The sequence below is a fragment of the Paenarthrobacter sp. OM7 genome, from assembly GCF_029873575.1.
In the GTDB taxonomy this organism is placed as follows: Bacteria; Actinomycetota; Actinomycetes; order Actinomycetales; family Micrococcaceae; genus Arthrobacter.
This window is the reverse complement of record NZ_CP123579.1, coordinates 764,684-778,845: the sequence shown is the minus strand read 5'-3', so window position 1 is coordinate 778,845 and position 14,162 is coordinate 764,684. Positions and strand designations below refer to the sequence as shown.

12 protein-coding genes are annotated in these 14,162 nt (G+C 63.3%); 3 read left to right on the top strand and 9 right to left on the bottom strand.

The features are described 5' to 3' along the window. Window positions 1–3: 3 nt before the first annotated feature. Complete coding sequence (locus tag QEH68_RS03715; protein WP_280626576.1) at window positions 4–2,139, bottom strand: glycogen debranching N-terminal domain-containing protein; 2,136 nt, start codon at window positions 2,137–2,139, stop codon at window positions 4–6. 41 nt (window positions 2,140–2,180) lie between these two features. Further along, window positions 2,181–3,251 (bottom strand): glycosyltransferase family 4 protein, encoded by a 1,071-nt coding sequence (locus QEH68_RS03710; protein WP_280627965.1) that lies wholly within the window; start codon window positions 3,249–3,251, stop codon window positions 2,181–2,183. A gap of 147 nt (window positions 3,252–3,398) precedes the next feature. Between QEH68_RS03710 and QEH68_RS03705 the strand changes: the two genes are divergently transcribed. Then, window positions 3,399–4,097 (top strand): DsbA family oxidoreductase, encoded by a 699-nt coding sequence (locus QEH68_RS03705; RefSeq protein WP_207596205.1) that lies wholly within the window; start codon window positions 3,399–3,401, stop codon window positions 4,095–4,097. 98 nt (window positions 4,098–4,195) lie between these two features. Here the strand turns inward: QEH68_RS03705 and QEH68_RS03700 are convergent, their stop codons facing one another. The 7 genes from QEH68_RS03700 to QEH68_RS03670 form a co-directional block, all read right to left on the bottom strand. Continuing rightward, entirely contained in the window at window positions 4,196–5,734 is a 1,539-nt protein-coding gene (locus QEH68_RS03700) for an alpha-N-arabinofuranosidase (RefSeq protein WP_207596204.1), read from the bottom strand. Between the two features lie 51 nt (window positions 5,735–5,785). After that, window positions 5,786–6,685 (bottom strand): carbohydrate ABC transporter permease, encoded by a 900-nt coding sequence (locus QEH68_RS03695; RefSeq protein ID WP_207596203.1) that lies wholly within the window; start codon window positions 6,683–6,685, stop codon window positions 5,786–5,788. 3 nt (window positions 6,686–6,688) lie between these two features. Next, the gene (locus QEH68_RS03690; protein WP_089593642.1) at window positions 6,689–7,609 is read right to left on the bottom strand and encodes a sugar ABC transporter permease; all 921 of its coding nucleotides are present in this window, start codon (window positions 7,607–7,609) and stop codon (window positions 6,689–6,691) included. A gap of 36 nt (window positions 7,610–7,645) precedes the next feature. After that, window positions 7,646–8,980: an extracellular solute-binding protein gene (locus tag QEH68_RS03685; protein ID WP_280626569.1), complete on the bottom strand. Its 1,335-nt coding sequence runs from the start codon at window positions 8,978–8,980 to the stop codon at window positions 7,646–7,648. 205 nt (window positions 8,981–9,185) lie between these two features. Next, complete coding sequence (locus QEH68_RS03680; protein WP_280626567.1) at window positions 9,186–10,187, bottom strand: LacI family DNA-binding transcriptional regulator; 1,002 nt, start codon at window positions 10,185–10,187, stop codon at window positions 9,186–9,188. A 157-nt stretch (window positions 10,188–10,344) separates the two neighbouring features. Continuing rightward, a complete protein-coding gene (locus QEH68_RS03675) occupies window positions 10,345–11,136 on the bottom strand; it encodes a TIM barrel protein (RefSeq protein ID WP_280626564.1) in 792 nt (263 codons plus the stop codon). Continuing rightward, window positions 11,133–12,254: a Gfo/Idh/MocA family oxidoreductase gene (locus QEH68_RS03670; protein WP_280626562.1), complete on the bottom strand. Its 1,122-nt coding sequence runs from the start codon at window positions 12,252–12,254 to the stop codon at window positions 11,133–11,135. Before QEH68_RS03670 ends, QEH68_RS03675 begins: the two co-directional genes overlap by 4 nt. Before the next feature lie 107 nt (window positions 12,255–12,361). Here QEH68_RS03670 and QEH68_RS03665 point away from each other — a divergent pair, with 107 nt between their 5' ends. Together QEH68_RS03665 and QEH68_RS03660 are read left to right on the top strand one after the other, a co-directional pair. Next, window positions 12,362–13,369 carry a LacI family DNA-binding transcriptional regulator gene (locus tag QEH68_RS03665; protein ID WP_280626560.1) on the top strand — a complete coding sequence of 336 codons (1,008 nt, stop codon included), beginning with the start codon at window positions 12,362–12,364 and terminating at the stop codon, window positions 13,367–13,369. 44 nt (window positions 13,370–13,413) lie between these two features. After that, on the top strand, window positions 13,414–14,151 hold the full coding sequence (locus QEH68_RS03660; protein WP_207596197.1) for a TetR/AcrR family transcriptional regulator: 738 nt from the start codon (window positions 13,414–13,416) through the stop codon (window positions 14,149–14,151). Window positions 14,152–14,162 lie beyond the last annotated feature (11 nt).

The window sequence follows — 14,162 nt, the reverse complement described above, 5'->3', positions numbered from 1 at the left end:
ACGCTAGCCGAACAAGTCCCCTGCCAGAGGCGGCCGGGGATCGGAACGCAGTTCGAGCCCGGCCGGTAGCCCGGTCACGGTCCCGGACGAACCAGAGGCTTGCACCGTGATCCGCGAGCGCCCCAGCAGCACGTTGTCCGCGCGGAACGACCCATAAGCGTCGGGCAGTATCGGCGCCAGGTGCAACACGTCCCGGGTGAAGTCCGGATCGAAGCGCAGCAGGATCCGGGCCAGTTGGACGGGCGCCGCAGCTGCCCACGCTTGCGGGGAACACGCCGTCGGATACGGAACCGGCTCCGCAAAGTCGCTGCGGTCAAAGCCGCAGAACAACTCAGGAAGTCGACCACCAAAGTGCTCGGCGGCGTCGAACAATCCGCTCGCAATCCGGCTGGCTTCCTTCACGAAGCCGTACCGCATGAGGCCGGTGGCGACCAGCGCGGTGTCGTGCGGCCAGACGGAGCCGTTGTGGTAGCTGACGGGGTTGTACGCGCCCATGTCCGAACCCAACGTCCGGATGCCCCATCCCGTGAACATCTCCGGCGACATCAGCCGCTCGGCCACCAGCGGCGCCTTGTCCTCGTCCACAATGCCCACCCACAGGCAGTGCCCCATGTTCGAGGTACAGGAGTCCACGGGCTTCTTGTCTTTGTCCAGCGCCAGCGCAAAGTAGCCGCGGTCCGGTAGCCAGAAGGCCTCGTTGAAGGCGGCTTTCAGCGCTTCGGCGCGGTCCGCGCACCGGCGTTCGACGGCGGTATCGCCCGCCGCCCGCGCCAACAGCGACCGCCCCACATAGGCCGCGTAGGCGTAGGCCTGCACTTCGCAGAGCGCGATGGGCGTCTCCGCCATGCGGCCGTCCGCAAAGTTGATGCCGTCCCAGGAGTCCTTCCAGCCCTGGTTCACCAGCCCGTGCTCGTTGGGCCGCTGGTATTCGATGAAGCCGTCGCCGTCGCGGTCCCCGTACTGCTCCATCCATTCGATGGCACGGTCGGCGTGCGGGAGGAGGGATTCGATGATGTCCGCCCCAAGGCCCCACCTGCTGAGCTCACCGAGCGTGGAGACGAACAGGGGTGTCGCGTCGGCCGTTCCGTAGTAGGCTGTTCCGCCCAGCGAGAGTCCGGCAGTGACACCGAGCCTGACCTCGTGTGGGATGCGTCCGGGTTCCTCCTCGGAGTCCACATCCACTGTGCTGCCTTGGAGCCCTGCCAGGGTCTGCAAGGTTCCCGCTGCAAGGTTGGGATCCACCATGAGCGACATATAAGAGGCCAGGAGCGAGTCGCGTCCGAACAACGCCATAAACCACGGTGCTCCGGCGGCCACGGCGGCGCGTCCTGGATGGGCGGGGTCGAAGATCCGCAGCGAGCCCAGATCGCGTTGGCTACGCTCCAGGACTTCCTCCACGTTGGCATCAGTCACAGCGATCCGGGGTACGTGCTCTTCCCAGGCAGCGTGGCGCCGGACGCTGGGGGTGTGGTGCAAAGGTGTGGTCTCGGTAAAGGGGTCGTGGGGCCCCTCCCCATTGACCAGGGGGAGCGCGATGATGCTGGTGCTCCATTGGCTGCGGGCCGGGATGGTGATCTGGAACGTCAATCCTTCATCGGAGACCTTGGCGCCGGAGGCCCGGAAAGCCACTCCCCGGCGTTGGCCGCTGGAGTGGAGGGAATCGATGTGAAGTTCCTTCTTGTGAGCCTTCTTGGTGGGTGCTCCGGCTTTGTTGGTCCGGCCGCCCTTGACGTCAAAGAGGTCCGCCAGGTCGGCGTCGAGCAGCAGTTCAATTCCGCAGGGGGCGTCCTGTCCCGAGTAGTTCCTGATAGTGATGTCATCCCGCAGGCCGGCACCCACATGCCGTTGATGGTGGACTACCAAGGGGCTGTCGAACCTGCCGTCGGCCGAGCACGCCCGACCCACGTACTCCGCCTGGAAAGCAGTGGGATTCCGCGCCACCAGCGGTTCCCTCAGCGCCCCGTTGACCCGCAGGATCCAGCGAGACACGATCCTGGTGTCCTGGTAGTAGGCACCCTGGGATCCGCCTCCATGGATGTCACCCGAGTGCGAGGAAATACAGAAGGACGAACCTTCGACGACGGTGACGGCGCCGAGCTCTGACGCTCCGGCTTCAGTGTCTTCGTTCCAAGCAGTCATGGCCAACAGGCCTCCTCGGGAGTCTTCCGTGAGGGCAGTCCCTACAGGGCTTGCCTCTGATTTTCTTGCAATAGACTCCCTCCGGAAAGAGGTCCAGCCGAAAATTGTTCGATGACTTTGGCGTAAAGGTCCAGGTGGTCCGCAGCCATTCGCGCTGAACTGAAGGACTCCTCCACTGATCGTCGGCAGGCATCCCGGCTGAGGAACGGAACCCGTTCAACGCAGGCCGCCAACTCACTGGGGGAACCCACAAAGCCCGTGATCCCGTGCCGGACAATCTCCGGGGCGGCACCCATTGGGGTGGCCAGGACAGGGGTACCCGTGGCGAGTGCTTCGATCATCACCAACCCAAAAGGTTCATGCCACTGGATGGGGTTGATCAGGGCGAGAGCATCACCCATCAGCTCGAATTTTTCCGGGTCCGACAGTTCTCCCAGGAACTCCTCCTGATTTCCCAGGGCCGGCCGCACCACGTCACGAAAATACTCTTGCTCGTCCTTGGCATGCATCTTTGCCGCGATCTTCAGGGGGACGCCGGCTTCCCGGGCAACGGCCACGGCTTCCAGGAGTCCTTTGTCCGGGCACATGCGGCCTACAAAACAGGCATACCCTCCGGCTCCACGCCCTATGCTCACCGCCGACAGATCGATTCCGTGGTGGATCACGGCTGTGACCGGTACATCCCGGGTCCTGCTGCATTGATCGTGGGAGATCGCGATGATGGCGGTATCTTGTGCCATGGCACGGTAAAGGGGCGAGTAGATGGGCGACAACGGCCCGTGGATGGTGGTGACTACGGGGACAGCTGGCCGATGCGCGTAGAGGGGTCCAGCAAGAGTGTGATCGTGGATGACGTCCATGTCCTGCATCTGTGCATAGGCCCTGATGACGTGCCCAAGTTCGCTGGCGGTCTGTCCCAGTTCCTCCGGGGCTGAGGGGCCAAAGCCGGGTATTTGGGGCACCGGGCAGGTGCTGTCCGAGGCGGTTGCCAGCAGGACATCGTGTCCCGCGTCCGCCAACGCCCGCGCCAGGGCATCGACTACACGCTCTGTTCCACCATATTTTTCCGGTGGCACTGTAAACCACGGGCCAACGATGAGTCCGATGCGCATGCTGGAGCCTCCGCGCAAAACCCCCAGTCCAAGGGCTGGCTTCATAACCCATTCCAAGAGTATGGGGCCTCGGACCGGACGGCAACGGGTGAGCAAAATAACAGCCGTGTGAGGAATGCCCCGCCGGCCCGACGGGTTGTCCAGAGCATGAAGATTGAGATCTGGTCAGACGTCGCGTGCCCGTGGTGCTACATCGGCAAGCGCCGTTTCGAGACCGCGCTGGCACAGTTCCCGCACCGCGATTCGGTGGACATCGAGTGGAAGAGCTACCAGCTGGACCCCTCCGTACCCGAGCACTACGACGGCACCGAATTGGACTACCTGAGCAAGCGCAAGGGTATGGCTCCTGAGCAGGTAAAGCAGATGTTCGCCCACGTCACCGAGACTGCCAAGGGCGAAGGCTTGGACTATCACTTCGACAAGGTGGTGGTGGCCAACAGCTTCACCGCCCACCGCCTGATCCACCTTGCCGCCTCCCATGGCCGCCAGGACGCAGCCAAGGAGCAGTTGCTCAGCGACCACTTTGAGCACGGCAAGGACATCGGCAACCAGGAGTACCTCACGGAACTCGGCGCGACGCTCGGGCTGCCGTCCGATGAAGTGGCAGAGCTCTTCACTTCCGACAAGTTTGCCGAAGAGGTCAACCAGGACATCAATGAGGCCCGCGCCATAGGCGTCACCGGCGTCCCGTTCTTCGTCATCGACCGCAAGTACGGCATCTCCGGCGCCCAGCCCGCCGAACTTTTCAGCGAGGCACTGAACCAGGCCTGGCAGGAAGCCAATCCCCTGATCCCGGTGGGCGCCTCGGACGCCGAGGCCTGCGGGCCCGACGGCTGCGCGATCTAGCCAGCCAACCGCCGTCGTACCTTAGCCCAAGTAGGTAACAGCAAACGTCGCTATGAGTGCTCATTGCGACGTTTGCTGTTACTCAGTTGGGTCAGCGGCTAGCCTTTCACCACGTCAAGCTCGACGACGGCCCAGGACAGTGCGGGCAGCGTCAGGCGGAGCTCGGAACCAGTCGCCTTCACGCCCTCCAGTGCCGTCAGGCCAACACGGCCCGGCTGCTCCTGGCTGTTGATGGTGAAGCGGTCGCCACCCTCCGGGATCTCCAGAACCTCGGCGCGGAGCACCTGGCGGGCGTCGAAACCGCGCAGGGCGACCTCGACGTCGGCCGCTTCTTCCAAGCCGCGGTTGGCGAAGAACAGTGCCACGCGCCCCGTTTCCTCGTTCCACGTAGCGCTGACATCCACCAGGTCCGTGTCGCCGAAACGGTTGTTCGAGTACTTATCCGAGTCCACCGAGAGCCGCAGAATCTGGCCCTTGGCGAGCTCGGCCATGCGGGCGAACGGGTGGAAGATGGTCTGCTTCCACGCTGGCCCGTTCTCTTCCGAAAGGATCGGCGCGATCACGTTGACCAACTGCGCCTGATTGGCGATTTTCACGCGGTCACCGTGGCGGAGGAGCGAGTTGAGCAGCGTGCCCACCACCACGGCGTCGGTCACGTTGTATTTGTCCTCGATCACCCGGGGGTGCTCACGCCAGCCTGCCTTGGCCACGTTGTGCGGCTGGTCCTCGGTGTCCAGTCCGCGCTGGTACCAAACGTTCCACTCATCGAAGGACAGATTGATGTGCTTCTTGTGCTTGCCCTTGGCACGCACAGCGTCCGCGGTGGCCACCACTGACTCAATGAAGTAGTCAGTATCGACGGCGGAGGCCAGGAAGCTGCCCACGTCACCTTCATGTTCCTGGTAGTAGGCGTGGAGGGAAACGTAATCCACTTCGTCATAGGTGTGGGTCAGGACCGTCTGCTCCCACGCGCCGAAGGTGGGCATGCTGGAACTGGAACTGCCGCAGGCCACCAACTCAAGCGAGGGATCCACGAACCGCATGGCTTTGGCGGCTTCCTGTGCCAGCCGGCCATACTCGTCGGCGGTCTTGTGGCCAATCTGCCAAGGCCCGTCCAACTCGTTGCCGAGGCACCAGAGCTTGATGTTGAACGGGTCCTTGTGGCCGTTCTTGGCGCGGAGGTCGGACAGGTACGTGCCGCCGGGGTGGTTGGCGTACTCCACAATCTCGCGGGCTGCGTCCACTCCCCTGGTGCCCAGGTTGATGGCTTCCATGATTTCCGTGCCGGCCTGCTTGGACCAGTCCACAAACTCGTGCAGGCCAAACGCGTTGGTCTCTACGGTGTGCCAGGCACCGTCAAGCCTGCGCGGCCTGTTTTCGCGGGGGCCGATGCCGTCTTCCCAGTTGTAGCCCGAAACGAAGTTGCCGCCGGGGTACCGGATGACGGTGGCGCCCAGTTCCTTGACGAGTTTCATGACGTCCTGGCGGAAGCCGTTCTCGTCCGCCTCGGGGTGTCCGGGCTCGTAGATGCCGGTGTAGACACAGCGGCCCATGTGCTCCACGAAGGAGCCGAAGAGTCGTCGGGGTACCTCGCCAATGGTGAAGTCGCGATCGAGGGTGATGCGTGCGCGGGACATGTATCTCCTTGGTTGTGATGCTGAATCTTTGGTTGTCAAAAAGGTGCCGGGTCAGGTTCCGGCGAGTCCCGTCGTCGCAACGCCCTTGATGATTTGGCGCTGGAAGAAGAGGAAGACCACAATCAGCGGCAGCGCGGCCAGCAGCGCGGACGCCATGTTCTGCGCGTACTGGATGCCGTAGGCGCTCTTGATGGTTTGCAAGCCGACCGGAAGGGTCAGCAGGTTGCCGTCGTTGGTGGCGATGAACGGCCACAGGAAGTTGTTCCACGCGCCGATGAACACGAAGATCGCGACGGCGGCCAGGATGGGCCGGGACAACGGCAGGATGATTTGTGTAAAGATCCGCAAGCGGCTGGCGCCATCCATCACAGCCGCTTCCTCGAGCTCGCGCGGGATCTGGTCGAAGAACTTCTTCAGCACGAACACCATGGCGGGGTGGATGACCTGCGGCAGGATGATGGCCCACGAGGTATCGATCAGGTTCAGCGCCAGCATCTGGTAGAACAACGGGATGATCAGCACGGGTGGCGGAATGATGATGGACGCGATGATCACGGTCATCAGCACCTTTTTGCCCTTGAAGTCGATCCTCGAGAGCGCGTAGGCCACCAGTGCCGAGATGACCAGGGTGATGGCCGTGATGGCAGCCGAGGTGTAGAGCGAATTCCAGGTCCAGAGCGGGATGTTGCCGTCCTGGAACACCTTGACGAACGCTTCAGGAGTGAATCCCGACGGCGGCAGCCAGGTGACGTCCGGAGCGGCGGCATCCGTCTCGGTCTTGAAAGCGGTCGCCGTGGCCCATGCGAACGGGATCAGCCACAGAACGGCAATAATAGCGGCGACCACGACGGCCGCGATCCTGCCCACCGTCAGCTTCTTGCGGGGTTGGCGGATCTCCGGGCTGTTGGTGGTGGTGCTGGGTGCGGGACGTGTCAGGGTAGGGGTTGCCATTGGTTATGCACTCCTGCGGCGGGTGATGACGAACTGCATGACGGAAACAACCACGATCAGTCCGAAAAAGATGTAGGAGATGGCTGCAGAGTAGCCCAGCCGGTAGCCGGTGAATCCGGTTTCAAAGATGTACTGCACCACGGGGCGGGTGGACCCTGCCGGGCCGCCTGCGGTCATTTGATAGACCTGGTCGAAGATCTTCAGTGACGCCAGGATCTGGAGGAGCACAATCATCACGGTGGTGGGGGTGAGCTGCGGCAGCGTGATGGAGAAGAACTGGCGCCAGGCTCCGGCGCCGTCCAAGGAAGCTGCCTCGTAGTGCTGGGCCGGGATGTTTTGCATGGCGGCCAGGTAGAGCAGGAAGTTGAAGCCCACGGTCCACCAGAGGGTGGCGATGACAATTGCCCACATGGCCACGTTGGGGTCGTTGAGCCAGGCAACCCGAGGGAGGCCGATGCCGGTGAGGAACTCGTTGATCAGGCCAAGCTGCGGGTTGTACATCCAGGTGAAGAACAGCGAAACCACAGTGGAAGCCAGCAGGTAGGGCGCAAAGTAGGAGAGCCGCCACAGCCATTGGGCCGGGAGTCCCACGTTGAGCAGGGCTGCCATGACCAGGGCTACGAGGACCAGGGGCACGGTGCTGATCACCGTGAAGTAGAGGGTGTTGCCCAAGGACCGCCACATGTCTGCGTCGGCCAAGGCCTCGGCGTAGTTGGCGAAACCGATCAGGCTGTCGTTGGCCCCGGTGAGGGACTTGCCCGTGAGGCTCATGTAGAAGCCGTAGAGGATGGGCCAGACGAGGAAAACGAGGAAGAACACCAGGAACGGGGCGGCAAATCCCCAGCCGCTCAGGTTGCTGCGGGTGCGGCTCCCGGGTTTGCGCAGACTCTCCGGCCTCGGCCGGGACAGCGTAGAGGTACTCATTCAAGAACTCCTTTGGTCGCTCGGTACGTGGGCCGGTTAGACCGGGTTGGGACGGGAGAGGAGGGTGTTGGTGCGCTGTTCAAAGGCATCCCATCCGGCGGAGGCCTTGTCCCTGCCCAAGAGGACGTTCTGCACGTTCTCCGCAAAGTAGGTCTGCCAGTCCGAGCCGGAGCCACTGAACCAGGCCTCGGGATCGTAGGCGATGATGTCCGCAGCGTTGGCGTAGTGGATCTGCGGGGTCAGTTCGCGGTACGCCTGGGATTGGACCACGGGCTGGTAGCCGGGGATGTGTCCGGCTTCTGCCCAGGACAGTGATCCCTTCAGGACGTCGGTGACAAACTTGTAGACGTCCCGGCGCTTGTCCTCGTTGACGTTGAGTTGCCGTGGGAGTACGAACGAGTGCGAGTCAGCGTAAGAGGCCGGTGTCCCATACAGCGTGGGAATGGTGGCCGCGTCAACGGGAATGCCGGCCTTCTTCATGGTGGGCAGTTCCCAAACACCGCTGAACAGCATCCCGGAACCGCCACGGGCGAACTCGGCGATACCGGTGCTGATGTCACCGGCCTGGGCTGCGATGGTGTCGTCGAACAGGGAGGCCATGAATTCCAGCGACTCAATGGCCGCGTCCCGGTCCACTTTCATAGGCTGCCCTGGCGTCAGTTCCATGTCCACGCCGTGCTGCTTGTAAAGCGTGTAGAACAAGCGCCACATCTGCGATCCACTGCCCAGATAGCCGAAGGACAGGCCGTGGGCCTTGGTCACTTTCTGCATTTTCAAGGCCATTGCCTTGAACCCGTCCGGCGAGCTCACCTCCTGGAGCAGCCCGTTGCCGCCCAGGACGCCCGCTTTGGCTGCTACGTCCGTGTTGTAGAACATGACGAACGGGTGCGAGTCCAGGGCAATGGAGAAGACCTTGCCGCCATGCTGGCTCTTCTCCCAGATCCTCGGGGCGAAATCCGAGGCCGTCACACCGTTCTCGGCGAGCAGGTCCAGGTCCCAAGGATCAATGAGTCCCCCTGGCGCGTAACCGGGCACCCTGCTGGCGTGCATGATGGCTACCTCAGGAGGGCGGCCTCCCGCCGACGCCATGGCCAGTTTGGTGTAGTAAGGCGGACCCCAGGCCAGGACTGTGGGGTGCACCTTGAAGCCGGGGTTAGCCTGGTTTGCCGCGTTGATCATCGCCTGCATCTTGATCCCGTCACCGCCGGAGAGGAGGTGCCAGAACCCGATGTCCTGCACTGCGGCGGCCTGGGCTGCCCCTCCGCAACCGGTGAGGCCTGTTGCCAGAAGTCCCCCGCCAAGGAGGGCCGATCCTGTCAATAACTGTCTCCGGGACAACTGTTTCCCGGTCAAAGATTCAAACTGCTTCACCCGTCACTCCTTTGGATGGGTCCGCTGAAAGGTCACTGCTGCACTGCTCAAAAGCCGGCTCCGGTGCGTCCCCACGCTCGGGTAAATGGTGGCCCGGGGTGACGCAGGTCTCACATTACATCGATGTAATAGACAGGGCAAGAGAAAATTGTTAGCGCGAACAATTTAGGGGGGAACTCTCGTTTCAGGCACGGGGACTCCCGGCTCAGACCCGGCTGCTGTCCCGCTCTACGATCTCGTATTCGATTTCAACAAGCCGCTGCCCATGGGACCTGTCAGACATGCGTTCAGTCAGCAGGCGAAGGGCCTCTGTGGCAATCGCTCGCTTGTCGAAGGAAACTGTGGTCAGGGACGGTACCGCAAAGCGCCCGTCAATCACATCGTCAAACCCTGCCACCGCGATGTCATCCGGAACGCGCAGGCCCCTCTTCCACAGGAGATTCAACGCGCCAAGAGCCATGGAGTCCGTGAAGCAAAACAGTGCGTCCGGCACCGGGTTCGAGTCCAAATATTCCGCAAGTGCTTCAGCGGCTGATGCGGGCGTCCAGCTGTCGCAGGAAATCCTCAGCGACTCATCCCTGGGGATTCCCAGCATGTCGAGCGCAGCTTCATATCCACCCGCCCGCTGAATGGCTGTGGCGGATTGCCTTCCTCGATTTACCCCCAGAACTGCGATCCGCCTGCGACCGGGCCGGGCCAGAGCCAGGGTCATGTCCCGTGCCGCAGCGAAGCTGTCCACAAAGACGCGGTCGGCCAACTGCTGGGTGACCTCGCCCAGGAGAACAACCGGGGGCAGTGCGACACCCACCTGTACGGCACTTTCCTTGAGCACCACGGGGTTGAGAATCAGCCCATCGATGAGGTTGGCCCGCGCACGTGTCATCAATTCGTGCTCACGATGGGGGTCGGAGCCGGTTTCCTCGATCTGCACGCTGAAACCCTGCGCATGGGCAACTTCCACGATGCTTTGGGCCAGTTCCGCGGAGAAGGGAGTAGCCAGGTCCGGCAGCGCCAGGCCGATGACACCTGAGCGGCCATTCCTCAGTCCCCGCGCCGAAAGATTTGGGACGTAGTCGAGCTCCGCCATAGCCTGCTCAACCCTGAGCCGGGTAGGACCACTGACCGGCACGACGCCGTTCATCACGTTCGAGACTGTCTTGGGCGATACCCCTGCACGGCGCGCCACGTCCTTGACCGTTGCGCGCAATACGCCCCCTAGCTACAGTGTTGACCGGCGATGCGATTGACCGGTTTTCCTTGATGCTACGCGAGTTTTGACCCGTGGATGCAGCGCTCCCGCGCAGGTACCGACCAACGCGGGAGCGTAGGGTGCCATCCCTGACCCGCGGGCGGGCCGCACTTAGCTAGCTTTCAAAGGCCGCACGGAACGCCGCCAGCGCGGCATCCCCTGATTCCAGGTCGTCTCCCCCGGCGGCCTTCGCCTCGAGGCCTACCACCCCCGCGTATCCGGCCTTCTGAAGAGCATCTGCGACTCCGCGATAGTTGACTTCCCCGGTGCCGGGTTCGCAGCGGCCCGGGACGTCGGCCACCTGTATTTCTCCGACCCAGGGCAACGCGGCCCGGACAAGTTGGATCAGGTTTCCCTCACCGATTTGGGCGTGATACAGGTCCAACATCATCCTGACGTTGGGGTGGTTAACCGCGGAGACCAACGCCAGGGTGTCTTTGGCCCGCGCCAAAGGGATCCCGGGATGGTCCAGGATGGTGTTCAGGTTCTCCAGCGCGAAGGTTACTCCGTGCTTCTCGCCCAGCGCGCCCAGGCGCTCGAGGGTGCTTCGCCCGGTCAGCCACATCTCGCCGGTAGACCGGTGAACCGGTCGGACAGCATGGCCGCCCTCCCCGAGCTCCGCAGGGTGGACCACCATCCGCTCGACACCAAGCTCAAGCGCCACGGGAATCAACTTCTCCGCGGAAGCCAGCACCTCCTCGGCACTACCGGGATCAGTAAGGCTGCCGCCGAAATAGCCGCTCATCGACGAGAACCGGGCTCCTGTTGCTGCCAGGGCCGCGATATCCCGGCCCCGGGTGTCCCACAGCTCCACTTCGAACCCTTGCCCGTGGATCCTCTTCACCCGCTCCGTCAAGGGCAGTTCGCCGTAGAGCATTTCAGCGCATACGGCCAAGCGGAAGCTCATGCTTTATCCCCCACAGTGAGCAGCGCGGGCTCCGCCGGGCGCAGTGCGGCAATCGATGCCACATCAACAGGCAGCCCAGTGTGGGCCGAACGGGTGGCAGCCAGGGCAACAGCCAAAGCATTCCGCGCGTCCGCTCCGCCGGCACCTTGGGCCACGGGAGCCTGGGTACCATCGCGGCCAGCCTTCACCGCATCCACAAAGTGGGCGAGTTCAGCCGTGTAGGCATCGTGAAAGAGATCCACGTTCAGGCGGACGGTGGCGGCATTGATGCCGGCAGCAGTGTAGCTCGTGGCCGAGCTGGCCTGCGGGCCACCCGCCGTCACCATACCCGCAGATCCAAATACCTCTCCCCGCACGTCATAGCCGTACAGCGCATTGAAGTTGGCCTCGGCCACGGCAATGGCCCCATTGCTGTAGGTCACGGTGACCACAGCGGTATCCAACAGGCCGCCCTCTTTTGCCTCAGGAGCAACCAGTGCGTCAGCCACGGCATGGACTCGCACTGGGACCGCGCCGGGGTTCAGCCAGTTCAAGGTGTCAAAGTCGTGGATGAGGGTCTCAAGAAAAATGGTGCCCGGCGGAATCCTCTCCGGATTGGCGATCCCGTCCCTGCTGCCCGGGTCGCGTGTCAGGGACCGCAACAACTGCGGGGTTCCCACAACGCCATCATCGATAAGTTGGCGGGCGGCAGCGAAATCTGCAGCGAAGCGGCGGTTGAAACCGAACTGGACCACCACACCCGCGGCCTCTGCTGCTTCCAGTGCCGCGTCAAGTTCTTCCACGGTACGGCCGCCCGGCTTTTCGCAGAAGGCATGCTTTCCTGCACGTGCGGCCGCCGAGATCAGCCCGGAATGAAAGCGGGCCGGCGCGGAGATCAGGACAGCATCCACCTCGGGATCGTTCAGTACATCCTCCGGGTCAGTACTGATCTTGCGGACACCCAGTCGGCCAGCCAGCGTCTGGACGGCGGGGAGGGCCGGATCCACGATGGCCTCCAGCCGGGCATTGGGGATCCGCTGGGCAACGGATTCGGCGTGGAAACTGCCAATCCATCCCGCTCCGATCAGAGCAATACGAACCGGCCGGTCTTCACTGACCTGGTGCTGAAGGTAAACCATGGGAGCTCCTGACGCATGTCTTCTAGATCGTTCTAGTCCGACCATACTGACATGCGGTTCACGTCCCGTCTAGATCGTTCTATACACTGGTTGCAATTGGAGGAAATGTGTCAGAACTGCAGCGCCGCCCCACCCTGATGGACGTAGCCGAGGCGGCTGGCGTCTCGCGGGCCTTGGTTTCCATCGTGATGCGGGGCGCCCCCGGTGCAGCGGAATCCACCCGGCAAAGAGTCCTGCAGGCGGCCAGCGATCTCGGTTATCGGGCAGACTCCCGCGCCAGGCTGCTGCGGAGCAGCAGGACGAAACTCCTGGGCCTCACCTTTTCCAGCTCACAGCCGTTTCACGCTGAAATCGTCGACGCCGCCTACGCCGAGGCGTCCGCCAAGGGATATGAGATAACGCTGAGCGCCGTGGCCGGCGGCAGACCCGAGGCGCGCGCCATCGAGACCTTGTTGGATGTTGGCGCCGAGGCGTTGATCATCATCGCCCCCACCCTCAGCGTGGATGATCTGGCACGGCACGCCCGACAGGTGCCGGTAGTGAGCCTCCTGCGCGAGGATGTGGGCGAGTACGTGGATTCGGTCAGCAGCGACGATCACGCCGGCATCGTACTGGCCGTTGACCATCTGGTAGGTCTGGGTCATCGCCGGATCGTCCACGTGGATGGCGGCGAGGCTGTCTCCTCGGACAAACGCCGGGAGGCGTACCGCACTGAAATGGTCCGGCACGGCCTGCAACCTGTGGTTGTTTCCGGCGGCCCCGGGGAGGAGGACGGCATGAGCGCGGGGCCGATCCTTCAGGCTGATCTGCCAACGGCAGTCATCGCCTTCAACGACAGGTCGGCCCTCGGAATCATGGAAAGCTTCAGGGCTGCGGGAATCAGCATCCCCTCAGATGTATCGGTGCTGGGCTATGACGACAGCAACTTCGCCAAGCTGAGTTACGTCCAGTTATCCTCTGTCAGCCAGGACGCTCCGCTCCTTGCGGCAGCCGCCGTCGGCCGCGCCGTGGACCGGATTGAAGGGGCAAAGTCGCCGGGCAGCGTGGTCCGGACCCCGCACTTGGTCATCCGCAAAACCACGGCCCGAGCTCCTGAAGGAAACAGCGACACCTGACCTAACCCGCAGCTCTTAGTGACAGATCACTGTAAAGTGTCTATATGCCCAGGATCACGGCCGCCACGAATGCTGCCCAACGCGCCGAGACCCAACGGAGGATTCTCACTGCCTTCGGTGAGCTCCTCTTCACCCACGGCCTCCCCGGCCTGACCATGACCGACGTCGCCCGGCATGCGGGGGTGGGCCGTACCGCCGTCTACAACTATTACGCGGACATGGAACAACTGCTGATCGCGTACGCCTTGGACGAGACCGAGCGCTTCATTGTTGATCTCCGGGAGTCACTGGCCGCGCTGGAAAACCCCGTGGACAGGCTGGCCCTCTACGTCCGTGCGCAAGTGGAGGACCTCAGCCGCCGCCATCTGCCCCCGGGGCCGGCCATGGCCGCTGTCCTCTCCCCCGGCTCCTTCGCGAAGCTCGCGGACCACGTGGGCGACCTCAACATCCTTCTGCAGGACATCCTTCAAGACGGTGTCCACCAGGGCTACCTCCCTGACGTCGATGTTGCCCAGCTGGCGCGACTCATTCACGGAACGCTGTCTGCCAGCGCCGCACGACGCAACCGAACGCCCGACGGCGAGACTCCCCCAGCGGCCCCGGCCACCGACGTCGAAGTCCGGACGGCTACTGAAGCAAACACGGCCGTTGAAGCGCACACAGCGCAGACGGTGCACTTCATCCAGCTCGGGGCAGGAGCACGCTTCGACGACGACGGCCGGCCGATCCGGCTGGAAGCACCCGTCCACAACGCCCCCATCCACGACGCTCTGGCGGGCTAGTACAGGCGCGC

Bases quoted from the DNA above. Each gene is read 5' to 3' on its own strand.
- QEH68_RS03670 (WP_280626562.1), bottom strand. From the start codon at position 12,254: ATGGTTTACCTTCAGCACCAGGTCAGTGAAGACCGGCCGGTTCGTATT.
- QEH68_RS03710 (WP_280627965.1), bottom strand. From the start codon at position 3,251: ATGCGCATCGGACTCATCGTTGGCCCGTGGTTTACAGTGCCACCGGAA.
- QEH68_RS03690 (WP_089593642.1), bottom strand. From the start codon at position 7,609: ATGAGTACCTCTACGCTGTCCCGGCCGAGGCCGGAGAGTCTGCGCAAA.
- QEH68_RS03700 (WP_207596204.1), bottom strand. From the start codon at position 5,734: ATGTCCCGCGCACGCATCACCCTCGATCGCGACTTCACCATTGGCGAG.
- QEH68_RS03660 (WP_207596197.1), top strand. From the start codon at position 13,414: ATGCCCAGGATCACGGCCGCCACGAATGCTGCCCAACGCGCCGAGACC.
- QEH68_RS03695 (WP_207596203.1), bottom strand. From the start codon at position 6,685: ATGGCAACCCCTACCCTGACACGTCCCGCACCCAGCACCACCACCAAC.
- QEH68_RS03705 (WP_207596205.1), top strand. From the start codon at position 3,399: ATGAAGATTGAGATCTGGTCAGACGTCGCGTGCCCGTGGTGCTACATC.
- QEH68_RS03715 (WP_280626576.1), bottom strand. From the start codon at position 2,139: ATGACTGCTTGGAACGAAGACACTGAAGCCGGAGCGTCAGAGCTCGGC.
- QEH68_RS03675 (WP_280626564.1), bottom strand. From the start codon at position 11,136: ATGAGCTTCCGCTTGGCCGTATGCGCTGAAATGCTCTACGGCGAACTG.